The 17894-nt window shown below is 62.0% G+C and carries 22 protein-coding genes and 3 tRNA genes; 14 read left to right on the top strand and 11 right to left on the bottom strand.

From position 1 onward, the window contains the following. Nucleotides 1–6: 6 nt before the first annotated feature. From C8D77_RS33430 to C8D77_RS33410, 5 genes are read right to left on the bottom strand one after another with little or no spacing between them, the layout of a single operon-like run. Nucleotides 7–765, bottom strand: a complete 759-nt coding sequence (locus C8D77_RS33430; protein ID WP_109671682.1) for an MBL fold metallo-hydrolase — start codon at nt 763–765, stop codon at nt 7–9. Between the two features lie 2 nt (nt 766–767). Further along, nucleotides 768–1832 carry an ABC transporter ATP-binding protein gene (locus C8D77_RS33425; RefSeq protein ID WP_109671681.1) on the bottom strand — a complete coding sequence of 355 codons (1065 nt, stop codon included), beginning with the start codon at nt 1830–1832 and terminating at the stop codon, nt 768–770. Next, a complete protein-coding gene (locus C8D77_RS33420; RefSeq protein ID WP_109671680.1) occupies nt 1829–2611 on the bottom strand; it encodes an ABC transporter permease in 783 nt (260 codons plus the stop codon). The genes C8D77_RS33425 and C8D77_RS33420 overlap by 4 nt, the downstream gene beginning before the upstream one ends. 1 nt (nt 2612) lies before the next feature. After that, entirely contained in the window at nt 2613–3494 is an 882-nt protein-coding gene (locus tag C8D77_RS33415) for an ABC transporter permease (RefSeq protein WP_109671679.1), read from the bottom strand. Nucleotides 3495–3507: 13 nt separating this feature from the next. Continuing rightward, nucleotides 3508–4599: a polyamine ABC transporter substrate-binding protein gene (locus C8D77_RS33410; protein ID WP_109671678.1), complete on the bottom strand. Its 1092-nt coding sequence runs from the start codon at nt 4597–4599 to the stop codon at nt 3508–3510. Nucleotides 4600–4690: 91 nt separating this feature from the next. Here C8D77_RS33410 and C8D77_RS33405 point away from each other — a divergent pair, with 91 nt between their 5' ends. From C8D77_RS33405 to C8D77_RS33395, 4 genes are all read left to right on the top strand, one after another. Further along, nucleotides 4691–5305: a TetR/AcrR family transcriptional regulator gene (locus C8D77_RS33405; protein ID WP_109671677.1), complete on the top strand. Its 615-nt coding sequence runs from the start codon at nt 4691–4693 to the stop codon at nt 5303–5305. A gap of 127 nt (nt 5306–5432) precedes the next feature. Beyond that, nucleotides 5433–5852, top strand: a complete 420-nt coding sequence (locus C8D77_RS33400; RefSeq protein ID WP_245951951.1) for a Sec-independent protein translocase family protein — start codon at nt 5433–5435, stop codon at nt 5850–5852. Further along, nucleotides 5738–6001, top strand: a complete 264-nt coding sequence (locus C8D77_RS38580; protein WP_245951948.1) for a DUF2569 family protein — start codon at nt 5738–5740, stop codon at nt 5999–6001. Before C8D77_RS33400 ends, C8D77_RS38580 begins: the two co-directional genes overlap by 115 nt. Before the next feature lie 368 nt (nt 6002–6369). Continuing rightward, on the top strand, nt 6370–7023 hold the full coding sequence (locus C8D77_RS33395) for a hypothetical protein (protein WP_109671676.1): 654 nt from the start codon (nt 6370–6372) through the stop codon (nt 7021–7023). 86 nt (nt 7024–7109) lie between these two features. Here C8D77_RS33395 and C8D77_RS33390 read toward each other — a convergent pair. Next, nucleotides 7110–7185 (bottom strand) — tRNA-Thr (locus C8D77_RS33390). Between the two features lie 156 nt (nt 7186–7341). Here C8D77_RS33390 and C8D77_RS33385 point away from each other — a divergent pair. The 3 genes from C8D77_RS33385 (at nt 7342) to C8D77_RS33375 (ending at nt 8451) form a co-directional block, all read left to right on the top strand. Continuing rightward, nucleotides 7342–7509, top strand: a complete 168-nt coding sequence (locus C8D77_RS33385) for a hypothetical protein (RefSeq protein ID WP_013531392.1) — start codon at nt 7342–7344, stop codon at nt 7507–7509. Between the two features lie 172 nt (nt 7510–7681). After that, nucleotides 7682–7882, top strand: coding sequence for a hypothetical protein (locus C8D77_RS33380; protein WP_109671675.1), 201 nt, complete (start codon nt 7682–7684; stop codon nt 7880–7882). 266 nt (nt 7883–8148) lie between these two features. Then, the gene (locus C8D77_RS33375) at nt 8149–8451 is read left to right on the top strand and encodes a BA14K family protein (protein WP_109671674.1); all 303 of its coding nucleotides are present in this window, start codon (nt 8149–8151) and stop codon (nt 8449–8451) included. A gap of 71 nt (nt 8452–8522) precedes the next feature. On the opposite strand, the gene bhcR is transcribed toward C8D77_RS33375, so the two are convergent. Further along, nucleotides 8523–9344: an HTH-type transcriptional regulator BhcR gene (bhcR, locus tag C8D77_RS33370; RefSeq protein WP_109671753.1), complete on the bottom strand. Its 822-nt coding sequence runs from the start codon at nt 9342–9344 to the stop codon at nt 8523–8525. 215 nt (nt 9345–9559) lie between these two features. Between bhcR and gcl the strand changes: the two genes are divergently transcribed. The 3 genes from gcl to C8D77_RS33355 all read left to right on the top strand — a co-directional run bounded on the left by gcl (nt 9560) and on the right by C8D77_RS33355 (nt 13235). Beyond that, complete coding sequence (gcl, locus tag C8D77_RS33365) at nt 9560–11341, top strand: glyoxylate carboligase (protein WP_109671673.1); 1782 nt, start codon at nt 9560–9562, stop codon at nt 11339–11341. 21 nt (nt 11342–11362) lie between these two features. Further along, the gene (gene otnI / locus C8D77_RS33360) at nt 11363–12160 is read left to right on the top strand and encodes a 2-oxo-tetronate isomerase (protein WP_109671672.1); all 798 of its coding nucleotides are present in this window, start codon (nt 11363–11365) and stop codon (nt 12158–12160) included. 142 nt (nt 12161–12302) lie between these two features. Further along, the gene (locus C8D77_RS33355; protein WP_281277068.1) at nt 12303–13235 is read left to right on the top strand and encodes a 2-hydroxy-3-oxopropionate reductase; all 933 of its coding nucleotides are present in this window, start codon (nt 12303–12305) and stop codon (nt 13233–13235) included. 131 nt (nt 13236–13366) lie between these two features. Here C8D77_RS33355 and C8D77_RS33350 read toward each other — a convergent pair whose 3' ends face one another. Continuing rightward, nucleotides 13367–14215: a TrmH family RNA methyltransferase gene (locus C8D77_RS33350; protein ID WP_109671670.1), complete on the bottom strand. Its 849-nt coding sequence runs from the start codon at nt 14213–14215 to the stop codon at nt 13367–13369. A 198-nt stretch (nt 14216–14413) separates the two neighbouring features. Here C8D77_RS33350 and C8D77_RS33345 point away from each other — a divergent pair. Together C8D77_RS33345 and C8D77_RS33340 are read left to right on the top strand one after the other, a co-directional pair. Further along, nucleotides 14414–14498 (top strand) — tRNA-Tyr (locus tag C8D77_RS33345). Between the two features lie 89 nt (nt 14499–14587). Next, a tRNA-Gly gene (locus C8D77_RS33340) sits at nt 14588–14661 on the top strand. A 71-nt stretch (nt 14662–14732) separates the two neighbouring features. On the opposite strand, the gene C8D77_RS33335 is transcribed toward C8D77_RS33340, so the two are convergent. Continuing rightward, entirely contained in the window at nt 14733–15197 is a 465-nt protein-coding gene (locus C8D77_RS33335) for a YidB family protein (RefSeq protein ID WP_109671669.1), read from the bottom strand. A gap of 130 nt (nt 15198–15327) precedes the next feature. On the opposite strand from C8D77_RS33335, the gene C8D77_RS33330 reads away from it, so the two are divergent. Continuing rightward, entirely contained in the window at nt 15328–15585 is a 258-nt protein-coding gene (locus C8D77_RS33330) for a GlsB/YeaQ/YmgE family stress response membrane protein (RefSeq protein WP_109671668.1), read from the top strand. An 89-nt stretch (nt 15586–15674) separates the two neighbouring features. On the opposite strand, the gene C8D77_RS37880 is transcribed toward C8D77_RS33330, so the two are convergent. Together C8D77_RS37880 and C8D77_RS33325 are read right to left on the bottom strand one after the other, a co-directional pair. Then, nucleotides 15675–15812 carry a hypothetical protein gene (locus C8D77_RS37880; RefSeq protein WP_164757902.1) on the bottom strand — a complete coding sequence of 46 codons (138 nt, stop codon included), beginning with the start codon at nt 15810–15812 and terminating at the stop codon, nt 15675–15677. A 113-nt stretch (nt 15813–15925) separates the two neighbouring features. Then, nucleotides 15926–16813, bottom strand: a complete 888-nt coding sequence (locus tag C8D77_RS33325; protein ID WP_109671667.1) for a DMT family transporter — start codon at nt 16811–16813, stop codon at nt 15926–15928. A gap of 293 nt (nt 16814–17106) precedes the next feature. Between C8D77_RS33325 and C8D77_RS33320 the strand changes: the two genes are divergently transcribed. Further along, nucleotides 17107–17894: elongation factor Tu (locus C8D77_RS33320; protein ID WP_109671751.1), on the top strand; the 788-nt coding region annotated here is incomplete at its 3' end.

The raw sequence follows: 17894 nt of genomic DNA, 5'->3' as shown, positions 1-17894 counted from the left end.
CCGCTTTCAGGGCTGCCGCAGATGGCAGCCGGCTTGCCGCTTCTGTTCCAGATACTCGTCGACAAGCTGGCGGTAGCGCACCTTGCCGAAACTCGGGAAATGGCCGCCATGCACGACCGAGACGTCGAGGTCGCGCAGGCGCATGAGCGTTGCCATGTAGTCTGATATATCCGAGTGGTAGACATCGTCGATCAGCGGGCCGTCATAGATGATGTCGCCGGACAACAGGATGCCCGTCCTGTTTTCGTAGAGCGCGATGCCGCCGGGTGAATGGCCGGGCGTGTGGATCACCTCGAAGGCACGGTCGCCGAGATCGACGACATCGCCCTGTGCGAGCAGGCGACCGGCAGGTGCGGGCAGAATATTGTAGCGAGCCGTATCCCAGCCTTGTGGCATGCCGTCGAACATCTCGTCGGTCGCATAGGTGCCGGCGGCGGTCCATTCATTGCGCGGATCGGCGAGGATGTCGGCCTCGGCCGCGTGCACGCAGCGGTCGGGAAATTCGTGGTGGCAGCCGATATGGTCGAAATGCGTATGGCTGGCAACGCAGGTCAGCTTGCGCTCGCTCACCAGCGGCACGTGACGCCGGAGGCTGAAATGGCCAAGCCCGGTGTCGAACAGAAGGTCGCGGTCGCGGCCACGCACATGCCACATGTTGCAGCGGAAGAACGGTTTTATCCACGGCTCGTGGATCAAGGTCACGCCATCGCTCATGCGGATGGTCTCGTACCAGTCTGGTGCCTCGATGAGCGGAAGCGTTGCCATGTTCAATCCGCCAGCAGGATGATCCGGTCGGTATCGCAGGAAATCGCGACCGTGTCGCCCGGCTGGACGGTCGCTGTCGCGGGCAGCTTGGCGATGAATTGCACCGAAGGATCTTCGATGGAAGCCGCGAGCACGCGCTTGAAGCTGCCCTGGAAGACGACGTCGCTCACCCCAGCCGTGCCGAGCCTGACACCGCCTGCAGCTGTGCCGAGGACAAGATGCTCCGGCCGTATGGCCAGCGCAACGGCGGAGCCTACTGGTAACGCGCCGGGCAGTGAAACCGCCCCAACCGGCGTCGCGACAGTACTTGTCCGGTCCGTGGCCTCCGTGACCGTGCCGGCGAGGATCGTGCTCTCGCCCATGAAGGTGGCGGAGAAGCGCGTCGCCGGCCGTGCATAGACGCGCTCGGGCGGACCTTCGTCCTCGATGCGCCCGTCATTCATCACCACGCAATGGTCGGCCAGCGCCATCGCCTCTTCCTGGTCGTGGGTGACATGGATGAAGGCGGTGCCGACGCGCTTCTGGATCGCCTTCAATTCGTCCTGCATCTGCCGGCGCAGTTTGAGGTCGAGCGCGCCGAGCGGCTCGTCAAGCAACAGCACCGCCGGCTCGATCACCAGCGCCCGCGCCAGCGCCACGCGCTGCCGCTGGCCGCCCGAGAGCTGGTGCGGCTTCTTGTCGAAGGCGGCAGCCAAGCCAACCAGCGCCAGCGCCTCGCGCGCCTTTGCTGCGCGTGTCGCGCCGTCGACACCCTGCATGCGCAGGCCGAAGCCGACATTGGCGCCGACACTCATATGCGGGAACAGCGCATAGTCCTGGAACACCGTCGTCGTCGGGCGCTTCGCCGGCGGCACCGAGGTGCAGTCCTCGCCACGGATGAACACCTTGCCTTCGCTGGGGGTGACGAAGCCGCCCAGAATGGACAAGAGCGTCGTCTTGCCGGACCCGGACGGCCCGAGCAGGATCGTGTAGCTGCCGGGCTCGATCTTCAGTGAAACGTCCTTCAGCACGGTGTGCTGGCCGAAGCGATGCGAGACGCTGCTGATGTCGACAAGGGGCGCGCTCATGCCGGCTTTCTCCGAAGCAATGTCAGTTCAAAAAACACCACCAGCACGATGGACACGGCGAAGACCAGCGAGCCGACGGCGTTGGTCTTGGGGTTGAGGCCGGAACGCAGCAGGTTCCAGATTTCGACCGGCAGCGTGGTGTCGAAGCGGGTGAGCAGGAAGGAGATCACGAACTCGTCCCAGGAAAAGGTCATCGACAGGAAGAACCCGGCGAAGATGGCGGGCGCCATGACCGGCACGGTGATCAACAGCAGCACCTTCCATTCCGGCGCGCCGAGGTCGCGCGCGGCGCGCTCGATGTTGATCTGGTGGTCGCCCATCTGGCTGTAGATGATGGCGAAGCACAGCGGCAGGTTGATCACGACGTGGCCGATGCCGGCGGCAAGCAGCGATTTCGGCACGCCTGCCCAGTTGAACAGCACCAGCAGCCCCATGCCGATGATGAGATAGCTGACCGTCAGCGGCAGGGTGATCAGGCCGCGCAGCAGTCCGGAGCCGGGCAGGACAAAACGCGCAAAACCCCAGGCGGAAAGGAAGCCGAGCGTGACGGCGGCGAGCGACGAGATGAACGCCACCAGCAGCGAATTGACCAGCGCCGAGGTCAGCCTGACATCGGAGAGCACCGCATCGTACCAGCGCAGCGACGGGCCGGTGAAGGGCGGGATTGGGAACGACGTCGCCTGCAGCGAAAACAGCACCAGCACGACAACCGGCAGGAAGATGAAGGCGTAGACGGCCAGCGCGTAGAGCCAGGAGGCGATGCGGACGAGCTGGCGCATCTCAGGCCCGCTCGATCTTCAGCCAGCGGGCGCAGGCGAGGTAGGCGATGGTGACCACCGCCATCAGGATGATCGACAGCGCCGAGGCCAGTGGAAAATCGCCGCGTCGGCCGATCTGCATCATCACCAGCTGCGGCATCAGAAGCTCGTTGTTGCCGCCCAGGATCTGCGGCGTGATGTAGTCGCCGATGCACAGCACGAAGGTTAGGAAGGCGCCGACCATGATGCCGGGCAAGGTCAGCGGCAGCACGACATGCAGGAAGGTGCGCACCGGCCCGGCGCCGAGATCGGCCGCCGCTTTGCGGTAGCTCGGGCTCAACTGCTTGAGGTTGGCAAAAATCGTCAGCGTCAACAGCATGACGAAGAAATGCACGAAGCCGGTGACGGTGGCGAAACGGGTGTTGGCGAGTTGCACCGGTTCGGCAAACAGGCCGGAGCCGGTCAGCGCCCGGTTGATGACGCCGTTCTGCGCCAGCACCAGCAGCCAGGAGTAGGAGCGCACGACATAGGAGGTCCAGAACGGCAGCACCGCCAGCATCAGCGCCAGCCGCTGCCAGCGCTCCGGCACCTGTTCGGCGAGGATCCAGGCAAAGGGGTAGGCGAGCAGCACCGAGATCACGGTGACTATCGCCGTCACCTGAAGCGAATTCACCATCGCCTGCCAGTAGGAGGGGTTGGTGAAGAACTGGCTGTAATTGGACGCCGTGAAGCCGCCGCCCTCATGCGCCGTCAGGCTGGAAAAACCCATGGCGATGAAGGGCAGCACGAAGAACAGCAACGTCCAGCCGAGCGCCGGCGTGACCAGTGCCCAAGGCAGGGCAGAGCCCGCCCGGGGCAGGGCACGGCCCGCCCGGGGCAGGGGGGTGTTTCCCGAAGGGCTCATGAGCGATATCAGCTCATTTTGCCTGCAGCATTTCGGTCCACATATCCTGCATCTTCTTGTCGAGATCGGCGTTCGGCGCCGGATAGGCCTGGGCGCGCGCCAGGAAGCCCGGCTGCTCGTCGAAGCGTAACACCTTCTTCTGGTCGTCGGTGAGTGCTGCCTTGGTGTTCGCCGGCATGCCCCAGTAGCAGGACGAGGTGGCAAGCCGCGCCTGGCCTTCCGGGCTCATGATGTACTGGATGAATTTCAGCGCCATGTCCTTGTTCTTGGAGTCCTTGAACATGGCCAGCGACTGCGACCACAGCACCGCACCCTCCTTGGGGATGGAGAAGTCCAGCGCCGGGTTCTCCTTGGCCAGCCCCGCCGTCACCCATTCGCCGCCGCCGACCAGTATGTCGACCTCACCCGTCGCCAGCGCCGTCTGGCTGGCGGTCACTTCGCCGACCAGCTTGGCATTGGCCTTCATCTTGAGAAGCTCGTCCTTGAGGGCGGGCAGATCGGCTTCGGTTAGGTCGGCCGTCTTCTTGCCGATGGCGAGCGCGGCCATGCCGATGACCGGCAGGTAATAGTCGTAGATGGCGACCTTGCCCTTGTACTTGTCGCCGGTGAGCGCGGCCATCGACTGCATGTCGGCCGGATCGACCTTGGTCTTGTTGTAGCCGATCGTGTTGTAGCCGAACTTTTCGGTGATGCCGTAGCGCTTGCCGCCGATCACGGTGGAGCCGTCCATCTTCACTTGCGGGAACAGGTCGGCCAGCGGCAGTTTGTCTTCCGGCAGCGGCTCGAACAAGCCCTTTTCGACACCACGCGGCACATCGATGCTGTCGATGACCATCACGTCCCAGTCGCCCGGCTGCGACTGTTCGACGATGGCGAGGCCGGCGCCGGTGCCCTCGAACTCCTTGACGTTGACCTTGACGCCATTGGCCTCCTCGAACGGCTGCAGCAGAGCCGGGTCGGCATGATCGCACCAGATCAGCGCGTTGAGGTCGGCGGCCTCAGCAGCGCTGCCGGCTCCGAGCAGCAGCGCCGTGGCGGCGCACGCGGCATGCAGATGGCTCTTCAGGATGGAAAGCGGATTCCTGGATGCGGATTGTGCGGACATCGAGTGTTCTCCCTTGCCTTTGTGGCTTCTTGCAAAAAATTGAACCAATTCTAAAATTGAGTCAATTCTGTTTTTGTGGCAAGAGGCTGATATGAGCGGATTGCGGGCAAGGCAAAAGGCGGACCGGCACAGGCGCATCATCGAGGCGGCGGCGGAACTTTTCCGCGAGGCCGGTTATGAAGGCGCCAAGATCGAGGCGATCGCCGCGCAGGCCGAAGTCTCGGTCGGCACGATCTACAATTACTATGAGAACAAGGGCGACATCCTCGGCGCCATCGTTTCGCTGGAGGTCAACGAGGTGCTCAATGCCGGGCAGGGCGTCGTCGCCAGGCCGCCGGCCAATGTCGGCGATGCGCTCGACACGTTGATCGGCATCTATATCGAGCACTCGCTGCACTATCTCAGCAAGGAGATGTGGCGGCAGGCGATGGCGATCTCGACGCAACTGCCCGACAGCCCGTTCGGCCAGGCCTACACCGCGCTCGACCGCGCCCTGACCGAACAGATCCGCGCCCTGATCGCCCGGCTGCAGGCGCTCGGCCTGGTGCGGCAGGACATCGACGGCGCAGCGCTCGGCGAACTGATCTTCAACAACATGAACATGATGTTCATCGAATTCGTGAAGCGCGACGCGGCGAAGATCGCCGAGCTGCGCGCGGCGATCCGGAGGCAGAACCGGATATTGGTGGCGGCGATTGCGGTGTGAGAAAGTCAGGAGCAGGCAGGAGAATTCGTCGCTTCCGCATAAGATCTGGTTTCAGACGAGGCTCACCTCTTGAGTTGAGTTTGAAATCTGGTACAACCTAGGAGGGCATAAATAGGGGGAGGGGTAAATGGGGGCGTTTTCCATCTGGCATTGGGCGATCGTGCTGCTGTTGATCGGCGTGCCTGTTTTCTTTGCGGTTCGATCGGCCGCGAAGCCGTCACGCAATCCTGAGGCTCTTGTGGGCTTCGGCGGCTGGTTGATGCTGCTGGCGATCGGTCAGACATTGTCACCGCTGCGCACACTCGCCGACTTCGCCAATTCGGCGGACGGCTACCAGCAACTCATGACCCTCTCAAATGGCCCGCTGGCGGTGTATGGCGAGGTTGCCCTCAATCTGGCATTTCTGGCGCTCAGCTGGTTGTGCTCGTTTCGATGCTGCGGCGAAGCCACCGCTTTCCGCAATTGTTTCTGCTCCAGTGGCTCGCCATCCCTGTCGTGTTTATCCTGGACACGATCTGGATTTCATCAATTCTGGGGGTCTCGGTGAATCAGGTGCTCGCAGGCGATGCGCTGGTGGCCCCCATAGTCTCGTTCGTGCTGACAGGGCTCTGGGTCGCCTACGTCTACAAGTCTGTCAGGGTCCGGAATACGTTCATCAGAGTTGGGGCATCCGCCCAGGTCGCGAGCGCGTCGTAGACCCGGCATTGTCGGGCGCAGCCTCGCAGAGTTGCACGGCTAAGATACAATGATGATGCAGCTTTAGCGACCGGAGCAGTGGTTACTCGAACAGGCGCTGGCGTCACCATGCCGGTTAGAAATTACAATAAATTCAACAATCAATGATGCCATAGAATGAGCGCTCAGCGGCAACAAGGAATTCGGCCCGATTGGTGAGCCTTAGTAAGAAGATAAGAAGCAAACAACCGCACTGCATTTACTGCGGCGGGCTTGTGCTTGGTGATAGCGTCGATCATGTGCCGCCTAAGGGCCTGTTTGATGGGGCATGGAGGCCGAAAGGCGGGGAGGTTACCGCATGTAAGGAATGCCATGCCGGCACGCGCGAGATGGACGATGTAGCTGGCTTCCTGAGCAGAATTTTTCCCAACCCTCAAACCGACGAACAGAGGGACGATGTAGTCCGATCAATCGCATCCCTTGCCCGAAACTATCCGCGTCTTGTAGAAGAGCTAGGGCCGCCAGAACCCGCAGATGAACATGCAGCGGGTGCCGCTACATTCGTCGCGAACGGTCCCATCCTCTCGTCGATAATGGCAACATTCGGGGCGCGTATCGGGTTCGCACTGCACTACCGATTGACGGGCGAGATCATCGGCCCGGCGGGAGGTGCGTTTGTGAATTGGTATTCAAATGCGCAGCGATTTGAGGGAAACCTACCCCAAGAATTTCTTGCAACGTTGGGGCCTGACTACACGATGAGCCAAGGCCGCAAAAACGTTGAGGGCCAATTTGCCTTTGCGTTCGCCTCCAGCCCTGACGGTGTGACGGCTTACTGGGCAACATTCCGACAATCGTTCGCGATAGCTGCTTTCGTATCGCAATCTGCGGCGAACTTCGCCGCAGCACACCCCGATTACGTGGCGCGTCCCGGCTTCCTTCTAGGTTATTCGGTCAAACATTTGGGGTCATGGCCGGGCATCAACGGGGTTCCGTTTTATCGGCCGTATGTCGTCAAGCGCTCATGGAATGGTGCCGCGTGAAGGCGGTACTTTGCCCCTCGGATTACCCGAGGCGAGCATCTTCCATTCTGCTGAGCGCTGGAACTGATCTAAGTAGTTGATTTTGCTGGTGCCCCCGGACGGAATCGAACCGCCGACCTTCGGTTTACAAAACCGCTGCTCTACCAGCTGAGCTACAAGGGCACGGCGCTCCCGTTAGCATATTTGTTGCGCCAGTAAAGACAAAACTCCGTTTTTCCCCGGCATGTCGTATGGACCGCCGGGGAGGAGCATCCTGAAAAGCACCGGATTGCTTCCTACATAGGTGGAAGGTGCAATCGCTTCGAGCAGGGGTGTCGCATGATCAGATTTGTCATCATTCTCCCGATCATCTTCGTGGCCTGGATGCTGCTGGTGAAGATCATCAGCGATGTGAAGAAGGCCAATGTCGACTGGACCGGCGTCACCACCATCATCGGCTTCATCGCGCTGGCCTTCTGGCTTCGCCATGTCACGGGGATGGGGTGAGAGAGCGGGAATAGGGGAATAGGAGAATAGGGGAATAGGGGAATAGGGGAATAGGGGAATAGGGGTTCCCCCCTCGAAAAATCTCCTCGACCTATCGAACCTTTTCCCGCGCTGCGCCGACTGATCTCCAGAGGCGAATGGGTCGCCTCGATCAAGGATCCAGGAGATCATCATGTTCAAGCGCACTCTTACCTCAGGCCTCGTCGCCATTTTCGTCGCCACCGGCGCGCTCGCCGGCACTGTGGGCACGTCGTCGGCCCACGGCATGCACGGCCATCATCATCACCACCATCACAACAAGCACTTCAAGAAGTTCTGGTGGAAGCACAACCATCATCACCACAGGCACGGCAGGGTGATCATTTTCCTTTGATGGAGGGACCCATTCTCCCAAGAGGGCGGCTTCGGCCGCCCTTTTTGCGTTTGACGCCGGAAGCCCCGGGACCCGCCTGCAAGTTCGATATCAAGGTCCAAATTCGAACGCTACGCGGTCCAGGGGCATCGCGTCGAAAGACCTGCAACTGGCTGATTTCCTCGGCTCCAGAAAAATCGAAAAAAGATTCGAACCTTTTTCCTGGCCGCAACGACTGATGATCAAGAGGCGGATGTCGCCTCGGTCAACGAAGCAAGGAGATCATCATGTTCAAGAACACACTCGTTTCTGGCCTCATCGCCACCGCAGTCGCCGCCACTACGCTGGTCGGCACCGTCCAGCCTTCGGCTGCTCACAGCCATCACCACGACCTCGGCATCGGCATTGCCGCCGGCGTCGGCGGCTTCGTCCTCGGCAGCCTGCTCGCCCAGCAGCCCCGTACCGTCTATGTCGACGAAGACGGCGGTTCGTGGCACGTCCGCCGCTGCTACGATCGTTACGCGAGCTACGACGTGGACTCCGACACCTATGTCGGCCACGACGGCTATCGTCACTACTGCCGGCTCTGAGAGGAGGTGGCGTTTCAATCAGCTGAAATGAGGGGCGCCCCACCGCCCCTCTTTTCGCTGTCCGCATGATCTCAAGCCGAGCTGACGCCGCCGATCATCCTGGTCACTTCGGCCGCGGCATCGCGCACCAGCGGGCCGATCTCGGCCAGCCGCTCCGGCGTCACCCGCACGGTCGGTCCCGACACCGAAACGCCGCCGATCGGCTCGCCGAATTCGTTGAAGATGGCTGATGCCACGCAGCGCATGCCGGGATGCCGCTCTTCGTCGTCGACCGACCAGCCGCGCAGCTTTATTCGCGCCAGGTCGTGGGCAAGCGCCGAAATGTCTGAAAGCGTCCTGTCGGTGAAGCGTTGCAGGCCTGCCTTGCGCAGGATGGTTGCGACGCGCTCCGGCTCGAGATGCGCCAACACCGCCTTGCCGATGCCCGACGCATGGAAGGGGCTGCGCGTGCCCGGCCGGAAGAAGGCGCGGATCGCCTGATGCGTCTCGACCTGGCTGACAAAGACCACGCAATCATCCTCGGCGACGCCGAGATTGGCGGTCTCGCCCGTTCTCTCCATCAGCTCCTGCATGACGACACGGGCGCGGTCGACCAGCTTGCGGCGGCGCAGGAACGCCGCGCCCATGCGGTAGGTCTCGACGCCGATCGACCAGAGCTGGTCTGATGTGTCGAATTCGACCATGCCGTGGTTTTGCAGCGTCGTCAGCATGCGGTAGGCGGTGGAGGCGGCAAGGCCGCTCTGCGCTGATATCTCGCTCAGCGACAGGCCGCTGCCTTCCGCGACAATAGCCAGGATGCGCAGTGCCCGGTCGAGGGACTGCACCGAACTGGCCTCCGATGGCCCGTTGAAAGCGCGCGGCCGGCCGCGCTGGCGTTTTTCGGTCATGTCCATGGCGCCATTCTCGACCGATTTCGCCAAACGCACAATGAAAAAGTTTTTCATTCGGACGGCCGGGCGAATTACTGGAAAACGGAAAATATAATAAAATCAGAAGCATGACGCTATTTTCTAGAAATGAAAAAATATTCTGAAAAAATTGAAAAATAGCCGGCTTGCTGGCATCCTCAGCCAATCCAACAATGACAAATCCCGTGGAGGGCTGGAAAATGGCCAGGATGCGCGCTGTCGACGCTGCGGTTCTCGTTCTCGAAAAGGAAGGCATTTCCTGCGCTTTCGGCGTGCCGGGCGCGGCGATCAATCCATTCTACTCGGCGCTGAAGGCGAGGGGGACGATCCGCCACGTGCTTGCCCGCCACGTCGAGGCCGCCTCGCATATGGCGGAAGGCTATACCCGCGCCAAGGCAGGCAATATCGGCCTGTGCATCGGCACCTCGGGTCCGGCCGGCACCGACATGATCACCGGGCTTTATTCGGCGGCGGCGGATTCCATTCCGATCCTGTGCATCACTGGCCAGGCGCCGCGCGCGCGGCTGAACAAGGAGGATTTCCAGGCCGTCGACATATCAGCCATCGCCGCGCCGGTCGCCAAATGGGCGGTCACCGTCATGGAGCCTTATCTCGTACCGATGGCGCTGCAGAAGGCATTTCATCTGATGCGCTCGTCACGTCCCGGCCCGGTGCTGATCGACCTGCCGGTCGACGTGCAACTGGCCGAAATCGAATTCGACATCGATGCTTATGAGCCTTTGACGCCGTTCAAGCCGGCCATGACGCGCGCGCAGGCCGAAAAGGCGTTGACCATGCTCAACGCGGCGGAAAAGCCGCTGATCGTCGCCGGCGGCGGCATCATCAACGCCGATGCGTCGGATCTGCTCATCGAATTCGCCGAAATTTCGGGCGTGCCGGTCATCCCGACCTTGATGGGCTGGGGCGCGATCCCCGACGACCACCGCCTGATGGCCGGCATGTGCGGGCTGCAGACGTCGCACCGCTATGGCAATGCGACGATGCTGGAAGCCGACTTCGTCTTCGGTATCGGCAACCGCTGGGCCAACCGCCACACCGGCTCCGTCGATGTCTACACAAAGGGGAAAAAGTTCATCCATGTCGATATCGAGCCGACGCAGATAGGCCGTGTCTTCGCGCCGGACCTCGGCGTCGTGTCGGATGCCGGGGCGGCGTTGAAGATGTTGCTCGACGTCGCCACTGAGTGGAAGACGGCCGGCAAGCTGCGTGATTGGTCGGGCTGGGCGAAGGAGTGCCAGGACCGCAAGAAGACCATGAAGCGCAAGACGCATTTCGACCAGGTGCCGCTGAAGCCGCAGCGTGTCTATGAGGAGATGAACAAGGCATTCGGTCGCGACGTCACCTATGTCACCACGATCGGCCTGTCGCAGATCGCCGGCGCGCAGTTCCTGCATGTCTACAAGCCGCGCAACTGGATCAATTGCGGCCAGGCCGGCCCGCTCGGCTGGACCTTGCCGGCGGCGCTTGGCGTTCGCGCCGCCGATCCCGACCGCACCATCGTGGCCCTGTCTGGCGACTATGATTTCCAGTTCATGATCGAGGAGCTGGCGGTCGGCGCGCAGCACAAATTGCCCTATCTGCATGTCGTCGTGAACAACGCCTATCTCGGCCTGATCCGCCAGGCGCAGCGCGGTTTTTCGATGGATTTCGAGGTCAGTCTCGCTTTCGAGAACATCAACCGCTCAGGCGATCCCGAGGCCGGCTATGGCGTCGACCACGTCGCCGTTGCCGAAGCCATGGGCTGCAAGGCGGTCAGGGTGCGCAAGCCGGAAGAGTTCGCGGGTGCCTTCAAGGAGGCGCAGCGGCTGATGAAAGAACATCAGGTGCCGGTCGTGCTCGAATTCATCCTCGAGCGCGTCACCAACATCTCCATGGGCACGGAGATCGACAAGGTGACCGAATTCGAGGACCTTGCCGAACATCAGGAAGACGCGCCGACGGCGATCGTCATGCTCGACTAAGGACTAAGAAGGACAAAAAGAATGCCGCGTTTTTCAGCCAATCTGTCGATGCTCTTTGGCGAGCATGATTTCCTCGACCGTTTCGATGCCGCCGCCCGCGCCGGCTTCAAGGGCGTCGAATATATCGGCCCCTATGACCATGCGCCCGATGTCGTCGCCGCCCGGCTGAAGAAGAACGGCCTGACCCAGGTGCTGTTCAACCTGCCGGCGGGTGACTGGGGCAAGGGAGAGCGCGGCATCGCCGTGCTGCCGGACCGGGTGCCGGAATTCCGCCAGGGCATCGCCAAGGCGATCACCTACGCGCAAGCGCTTGGCTGCCAGCAGGTCAATTGCCTGGCCGGCATCGCGCCCGCCGGCGCCGACCGCAAGGTGCTGGAGGATGTCTTTGCCGAAAACCTCGCCTTCGCGGCGGAAAAGCTGGAGCAGGCCGGCATCAGACTGCTGATCGAGCCGATCAACACGCGCGATATTCCAGGCTTCTTCCTCAACTATTCCGACCAGGCGCTGGCGCTGATCGATCGCGTCGGCTCAAAGAACCTGTTCCTGCAATACGACATCTATCACATGCAAATCATGGAGGGGGATCTCGCCCGTACCATCGAGGCAAACCTCGGCCGCATCGCGCATATCCAGCTTGCGGACAATCCCGGCCGTCACGAGCCGGGGACGGGCGAGATCAACTATCCCTTCCTCTACGAGCACATCGACCGCATCGGCTATTCCGGCTGGGTCGGGGCTGAGTACAAGCCGAAGGCGGGTACGGAAGCTGGGTTGGGATGGTTCCGGGAATTGGTCGGGCAGGGAAGTGCTGCGGCGTAAGCGCTAGAGGCCCCCTCATGCGGCCCTTCGGGCCACCTTCTCCCCGGTGGGGAGAAGAGACAGGCACCTCCGTTGGCGACCTCTTCTCCCCTCGGGGAGAAGGTGGCCCGAAGGGCCGGATGAGGGGGCGTTTCACACAGTCATTTGGAGAACCACAATGGAAACCATCGGCTTCATCGGCCTCGGCATCATGGGCGCGCCGATGGCGGGGCATCTGCTCGACGCCGGCTACAAGGTCATCGCCAGCAACCATCGATCGAAACCCGCCGCCGATCTCGTCGCCAAGGGTCTGAAGTCAGTTTCCGGCCATGCCGCCGTGGCCAAGGCTGCCGACATCATCATCCTGATGGTGCCCGACACGCCGCAGGTGGCCGATGTGCTGTTCGGCGAGAATGGCGTCGCGTCCGGCCTGTCGAAGGGCAAGCTGGTCATCGATATGAGCTCGATCTCGCCGATCGAGACCAAGATTTTTGCTGGGAAAATCAACGGTCTGGGCTGCGACTATCTCGACGCCCCGGTCTCGGGCGGCGAGGTTGGCGCCAAGGCGGCATCCCTCACCATCATGGTCGGCGGCGAGGAGAAACCCTTCGACCGCGCCAAACCCATCTTCGAGAAGATGGGCAAGAACATCACCCTGGTCGGGCTCAACGGCGTTGGCCAGACCACCAAGGTGGCCAACCAGATCGTTGTCGCGCTGACCATTGAAGCCGTCGCCGAAGCGCTTGTTTTTGCATCGAAAGCCGGCGCCGATCCGGCCAAGGTCCGGCAGGCGCTGATGGGCGGCCTGGCGGCTTCGCGCATCCTGGAAGTGCATGGCGAGCGCATGGTCAAGCGCACCTTTGCGCCGGGCTTTCGCATCGAACTGCACCAGAAGGACCTCAATCTGGCGCTGGAAGGCGCGAAAGCGCTCGGCGTGTCGCTGCCCAACACCTCGACCACGCAGCAGCTGTTCAATTCCTGCGCGGCCAATGGCGGCGCCAAGGAAGATCATTCGGCTCTGGTCAGGGCGCTGGAGCGGATGGCCAATTTCGAGGTCGGCAGCGAGGCTGCCGGCACCCAGGGCAAAGCGGCATAGGTCAGGAGAGGGCGGCGCAACGTTCCCAAGCCGCCAACTCTTGGCCCATCGAAGAACGGGTTCCGGCGTCTGTCGCCGGAACCCGTTTCTCGTTTCGAGTGGTTCCTGGCAGGCGGCCTGCCGTTTCCCAGTCAGCCGCGCTTCAAGAATGTCCGCGCCACGTAAAGACTGATCGCCGCGGCATTCGATACGTTGAGCGAATGGATCGCGCCGGGCATGTCGAGCCGCGCCAGCGTGGTCACCGTCTCGCGTGTCTTCTGGCGCAGGCCCTTGCCTTCGGCGCCCAGCACCAGCGCGATCTTTTCTCCGGCAAAGCTCTTTTCGAGTTCGGCCGGCGCGTCCGAATCAAGCCCGATGGTGCGGAAGCCCGCCTCGTGCAGCTGGCCGAGCGCGTCGGCGAGGTTCTTCACCTCGATCTGATCGATGTGCTCCAGCGCGCCGGAGGCGGATTTCGCCAGCACGCCCGATTCTTGCGGGCTGTGGCGGGCCGTGGTGATCAGCGCGCCGGCGCCAAAGGCGACCGCCGAGCGCAGGATGGCGCCGACATTGTGCGGATCGGTGACCTGGTCGAGCACCAGCACCAGCCTTGCATCACCAAGCGCGTCAAGCCGCTTCGGTTTCAGCGGCTCGGCCTCGATCAGCACGCCCTGATGCACGGCGTCCGACCCGGTGATCTTGTCGATGTCCCTGGGTTCGACCAGTTCCGTCTTGAAGGGCAGCGCGGCGAGATCGGCTATTTCCAGGCGCTCGGCCGCGTTGCGCGTCACCAGCATTTTTCTGATCTTGCGGCGCGGATTGTCGAGTGCGGCGCGCACCGTGTGCAGGCCATAGAGCCGCACCAGGCCGTCCGCGGCATTTTCGCCCGGCGGAACCGGCTGTCGTGGCCTGAACGCCGGCGCGCCGCCGCTTTTCTCGTCGCGATAGGCGCGGCGCAGCTTGGCGTAATGGGTGTCTTTGGGAGTGTTGGTTTTATCGCTCATGGCTGGCTTCTATAGCCGTGTCCTCCGGCCATGGATATGGCCCGTCGTCGCAGCCGGCGAACAACATCGAAAAACCCTTGTTGCGCGGTTGACACCCAATGGGCTTGCCGCCATAAGGCGCTGCGCTGGTTTCGGAGAACACATAACTCGGGTCCGGATTGGCGCGAATGCCTCGTTGCATGGCTCCGGCGGCAGACTGGAGAGGTGCCCGAGTGGTTAAAGGGGACGGACTGTAAATCCGTTAGCTTAGCTTACGTTGGTTCGAATCCAACCCTCTCCACCACTGCCGGCCCGGAAGCCCTGAAACGCGAAAAGAATCGGACCGAAAAGTGCATGGCGCTTTTCGGGTGAATCCGGTACTTCAGGAACGGTGCGGGTATAGCTCAGTGGTAGAGCAGCAGCCTTCCAAGCTGAATATGCGGGTTCGATTCCCGCTACCCGCTCCAGACACTCATCCCCGGCAAACCGAAACACCGCGCACCAGGCGCAGTGCTCCAATCGCGGTGTCCGCGACGCGCTAGCTGTTGAACGCGGATGCGACCTGGTGCTGCTGCGGCACCTGGCCGTTCGGCGTCAGCTTGTCGACGATGCCGGGCAAGGCCGTGGACAGTTGCTTGAGCAGTTCCTGCTCGTCCATTCCGGTCCGTTGCGCGATCTCGCGTATGATCTGCGGTCCGATTGCAGTGCCGAGATCATTGGCGTTGATCGGCTGGTTTTGGCCGGTGCCGACCCAGGAATCCGCGGCATTGCCATGGCCGGCATTTCTGAGCTTGTCGAGCAGGCCGCCCAATCCGCCAACCAGGCCGCCATCGGCGGACGTGGTTTCCGTCGGGGCGGGGCCGGTTGGAGCAGGAGCGGGAGACTGCTCGGGCTGTTCGGCACTTCTGCCGCTCAGCATTTTTCCGACCAGCAATGCGCCGAGCGCGATCATCAGTGGTTTGGTGATGTTGCCGCCGGGAACGGCATTGTCAAAAAGTCCCATAGTGGATCCTCCATAGCGACCAAGCCCGACCCTGCTCAACAATGGAGCATTCGGGCGGAATTTCAAGCTGGCTTGAGGTTTTGACAATCATATGAAAATGTCCGGCTGGCGGGGGATGGAGAGGAAAAAAATGGGTATCATCAGCTGGATCATTCTCGGCGTGGTCGCCGGCTTCATCGGCAGCAAGATCGTCAACAAGACCGGCCAGGGCATGATCATGGATATCGTGCTCGGCATCGTCGGCGCCATTGTCGGCGGCCTGATCTTCAGTGCCTTCGGCGCGTCGGGCGTCACCGGCCTCAACATCTACAGCCTGATCGTCGCGGTGGTTGGCGCGGTGGTCGTCCTGTGGGCTTACCATCAGTTCAGCGCAAAGCGGACGCTTTAGGCGCTAGCCGGATCGTCTGAAGTTTCGAACTATTGCTGCTGGGAGGCGAGGAGAACGGCTCAGGGCCGGCATACCCAGCAGCGGCTCGCCTATGGCATCAACACCGTGTCGGCGGCGGCGAAGAAGATCAGCGTTCCCGCGATGAACACCGCCCAGCCGACAAGCGACTTGCGGATAGCGGCCTTGTGCTCGGCGTCGGAGTTCTTGTTCTGGTCAAAATCGGTCATGGGAACTCCCCTGATTGATCATGCCGTCGTCGATTCGACGGGTCTTTGCCGGTTGGACAATCTTTTTCGGCTCGGCAACAACTCGTGCGTGAGCGCCTGCTTGGGTGGTGAGGCTATGCGACGACGGCCAGCCGGCGCTGGCGCTGATCCAGCGACACGATGGTCAGCCCGCTGCCGACAACCAGCAGGATACCGCAGACCGCCAGCGTGTTGGGGAATTGCCCGAACACCAGCAGGCCTGAAATGACCGCCCAGACGGTGAAGCAATAGTAGAACGGTGCCACGGCGCTGGTCGGTCCGACGCGATAGGCCATGAAGATGAAGAAGTGGCCGAAGATCAGGAAAAAACCGGCGCCGGCCATCAGCAGCAGGTGGTGCGTCCCGGGCACGACCCAGCGCTCGGAAACCAGATGCGCGGCACCGGCGCCGATCAGCACCACCACGACGGCGGAAATCGCCACGATCATCCCCGGCACTTCGGCCGCGACCCGTCTGCCGGCAAGGTCGCGCGCCGCCGCAAGCGCGGCGTTGCCGAGCGCCAGCAGTGCGTAGACCGAAATGCCTTGCATGGTCGGTTGCGCCACCATCAGGGCGCCGATGAAGCCGAGCCCGATCAGCGCCATGCGCTGGCCGCCGATCCGTTCGCCAAACAGGATCGAGGAGCCGACCAGCATCAAGAGCGGCGTGATCTGTCCGAGCGCGGTGGAATCCGCGATCTGCATGTTGGCGAGCGCCACGACATAGCAAAGGATCGCTGCCATCTCGAGCAGGTTCCTGTGCAGCACGCGCCTGTCGAAGATCAGTGGGATCTGCTTGCCGTAGCCCAGCGCGAACAACAGCGGGAAGCCCCAGAGCGCTGCCGCCACGCCGCGCAGAAACAGCACTTCATAGGACGGCAGGCCCGCCGTCGCGAGCTTCATCATCGTGTCGTTGACGAGATACGACCCCGTCGAGACGATCATGAACAGCGGGCCGCGGACGGAGGCAGGGATGAAATGCATTCGGTCACAACATCAGACCCCGGTTACGACCGCAATGGGCCATGGCCTGGCCTTGAATCAGACAGGGCGGGCAAGCAAGGCCGCGCTATCGCGGCTTCGATGCATCGGTCTGTCACCCATTTCATTTCGTCTCCGGCCTTCCTATATCAGCGCCACATCCCCGCAATCGGATCGATGGTTCGGACTGAGTGACACGGCACCCAGCCAAAAGACGCTTGTGTTTTTTGGCCTTTGTCGCTAATCGCCCCGCATTCGACTGAACTGAAGGTCCAGGCCGTCCAAGGAAAGAGACTATGGCAAAAGGTAAATTCGAGCGTAACAAGCCTCACGTGAACATCGGCACGATTGGCCACGTCGACCATGGCAAGACGTCGCTGACGGCGGCGATCACCAAGTATTTTGGCGAATACAAGCGCTACGACCAGATCGACGCTGCCCCTGAAGAAAAGGCGCGCGGCATCACGATCTCGACGGCGCACGTCGAATACGAGACGGCCAACCGCCACTACGCTCACGTCGACTGCCCCGGCCACGCCGACTATGTGAAGAACATGATCACCGGTGCCGCGCAGATGGACGGCGCGATCCTGGTCGTGTCGGCCGCCGACGGCCCGATGCCGCAGACCCGCGAGCACATCCTGCTTGCCCGTCAGGTCGGCGTGCCGTCGATCGTGGTGTTCTTGAACAAGGTCGACCAGGTCGACGACGCCGAGCTGCTCGAACTGGTCGAGCTCGAGGTTCGCGAGCTTCTGACCAAGAACGAATTCCCCGGCGACGACATTCCGATCGTCAAGGGTTCGGCTCTGGCTGCTCTGGAAGACTCGGACAAGAAGATCGGCGAGGACGCGATCCGCGAGCTGATGGCTGCGGTCGATGCCTACATCCCGACGCCGGTTCGTCCGCTCGACAAGCCGTTCCTGATGCCGATCGAAGACGTGTTCTCGATCTCGGGCCGCGGCACGGTCGTGACCGGTCGCGTCGAGCGCGGCATTGTCAAGGTTGGCGAGGAACTCGAGATCATCGGCATCCGTCCGACGACCAAGACGACCTGCACCGGCGTCGAGATGTTCCGCAAGCTGCT

The organism is Mesorhizobium loti, from assembly GCF_003148495.1.
GTDB classification, from domain to species: Bacteria; Pseudomonadota; Alphaproteobacteria; order Rhizobiales; family Rhizobiaceae; genus Mesorhizobium; species Mesorhizobium loti.
The sequence above is the reverse complement of the archived record's forward strand: the minus strand, read 5'-3'. Positions and strand labels throughout refer to the sequence as shown.

Excerpts from the sequence above, each read along its gene's own strand:
- C8D77_RS33430 (WP_109671682.1), bottom strand. The coding sequence starts at position 765 with ATGGCAACGCTTCCGCTCATCGAGGCACCAGACTGGTACGAGACCATC.
- C8D77_RS33425 (WP_109671681.1), bottom strand. The coding sequence starts at position 1,832 with ATGAGCGCGCCCCTTGTCGACATCAGCAGCGTCTCGCATCGCTTCGGC.
- C8D77_RS33420 (WP_109671680.1), bottom strand. The coding sequence starts at position 2,611 with ATGCGCCAGCTCGTCCGCATCGCCTCCTGGCTCTACGCGCTGGCCGTC.
- C8D77_RS33415 (WP_109671679.1), bottom strand. The coding sequence starts at position 3,494 with ATGAGCCCTTCGGGAAACACCCCCCTGCCCCGGGCGGGCCGTGCCCTG.
- C8D77_RS33410 (WP_109671678.1), bottom strand. The coding sequence starts at position 4,599 with ATGTCCGCACAATCCGCATCCAGGAATCCGCTTTCCATCCTGAAGAGC.
- C8D77_RS33405 (WP_109671677.1), top strand. The coding sequence starts at position 4,691 with ATGAGCGGATTGCGGGCAAGGCAAAAGGCGGACCGGCACAGGCGCATC.
- C8D77_RS33400 (WP_245951951.1), top strand. The coding sequence starts at position 5,433 with ATGGGGGCGTTTTCCATCTGGCATTGGGCGATCGTGCTGCTGTTGATC.
- C8D77_RS38580 (WP_245951948.1), top strand. The coding sequence starts at position 5,738 with ATGCTGCGGCGAAGCCACCGCTTTCCGCAATTGTTTCTGCTCCAGTGG.
- C8D77_RS33395 (WP_109671676.1), top strand. The coding sequence starts at position 6,370 with ATGGACGATGTAGCTGGCTTCCTGAGCAGAATTTTTCCCAACCCTCAA.
- C8D77_RS33385 (WP_013531392.1), top strand. The coding sequence starts at position 7,342 with ATGATCAGATTTGTCATCATTCTCCCGATCATCTTCGTGGCCTGGATG.
- C8D77_RS33380 (WP_109671675.1), top strand. The coding sequence starts at position 7,682 with ATGTTCAAGCGCACTCTTACCTCAGGCCTCGTCGCCATTTTCGTCGCC.
- C8D77_RS33375 (WP_109671674.1), top strand. The coding sequence starts at position 8,149 with ATGTTCAAGAACACACTCGTTTCTGGCCTCATCGCCACCGCAGTCGCC.
- bhcR (WP_109671753.1), bottom strand. The coding sequence starts at position 9,344 with ATGGACATGACCGAAAAACGCCAGCGCGGCCGGCCGCGCGCTTTCAAC.
- gcl (WP_109671673.1), top strand. The coding sequence starts at position 9,560 with ATGGCCAGGATGCGCGCTGTCGACGCTGCGGTTCTCGTTCTCGAAAAG.
- otnI (WP_109671672.1), top strand. The coding sequence starts at position 11,363 with ATGCCGCGTTTTTCAGCCAATCTGTCGATGCTCTTTGGCGAGCATGAT.
- C8D77_RS33350 (WP_109671670.1), bottom strand. The coding sequence starts at position 14,215 with ATGAGCGATAAAACCAACACTCCCAAAGACACCCATTACGCCAAGCTG.
- C8D77_RS33335 (WP_109671669.1), bottom strand. The coding sequence starts at position 15,197 with ATGGGACTTTTTGACAATGCCGTTCCCGGCGGCAACATCACCAAACCA.
- C8D77_RS33330 (WP_109671668.1), top strand. The coding sequence starts at position 15,328 with ATGGGTATCATCAGCTGGATCATTCTCGGCGTGGTCGCCGGCTTCATC.
- C8D77_RS37880 (WP_164757902.1), bottom strand. The coding sequence starts at position 15,812 with ATGACCGATTTTGACCAGAACAAGAACTCCGACGCCGAGCACAAGGCC.
- C8D77_RS33325 (WP_109671667.1), bottom strand. The coding sequence starts at position 16,813 with ATGCATTTCATCCCTGCCTCCGTCCGCGGCCCGCTGTTCATGATCGTC.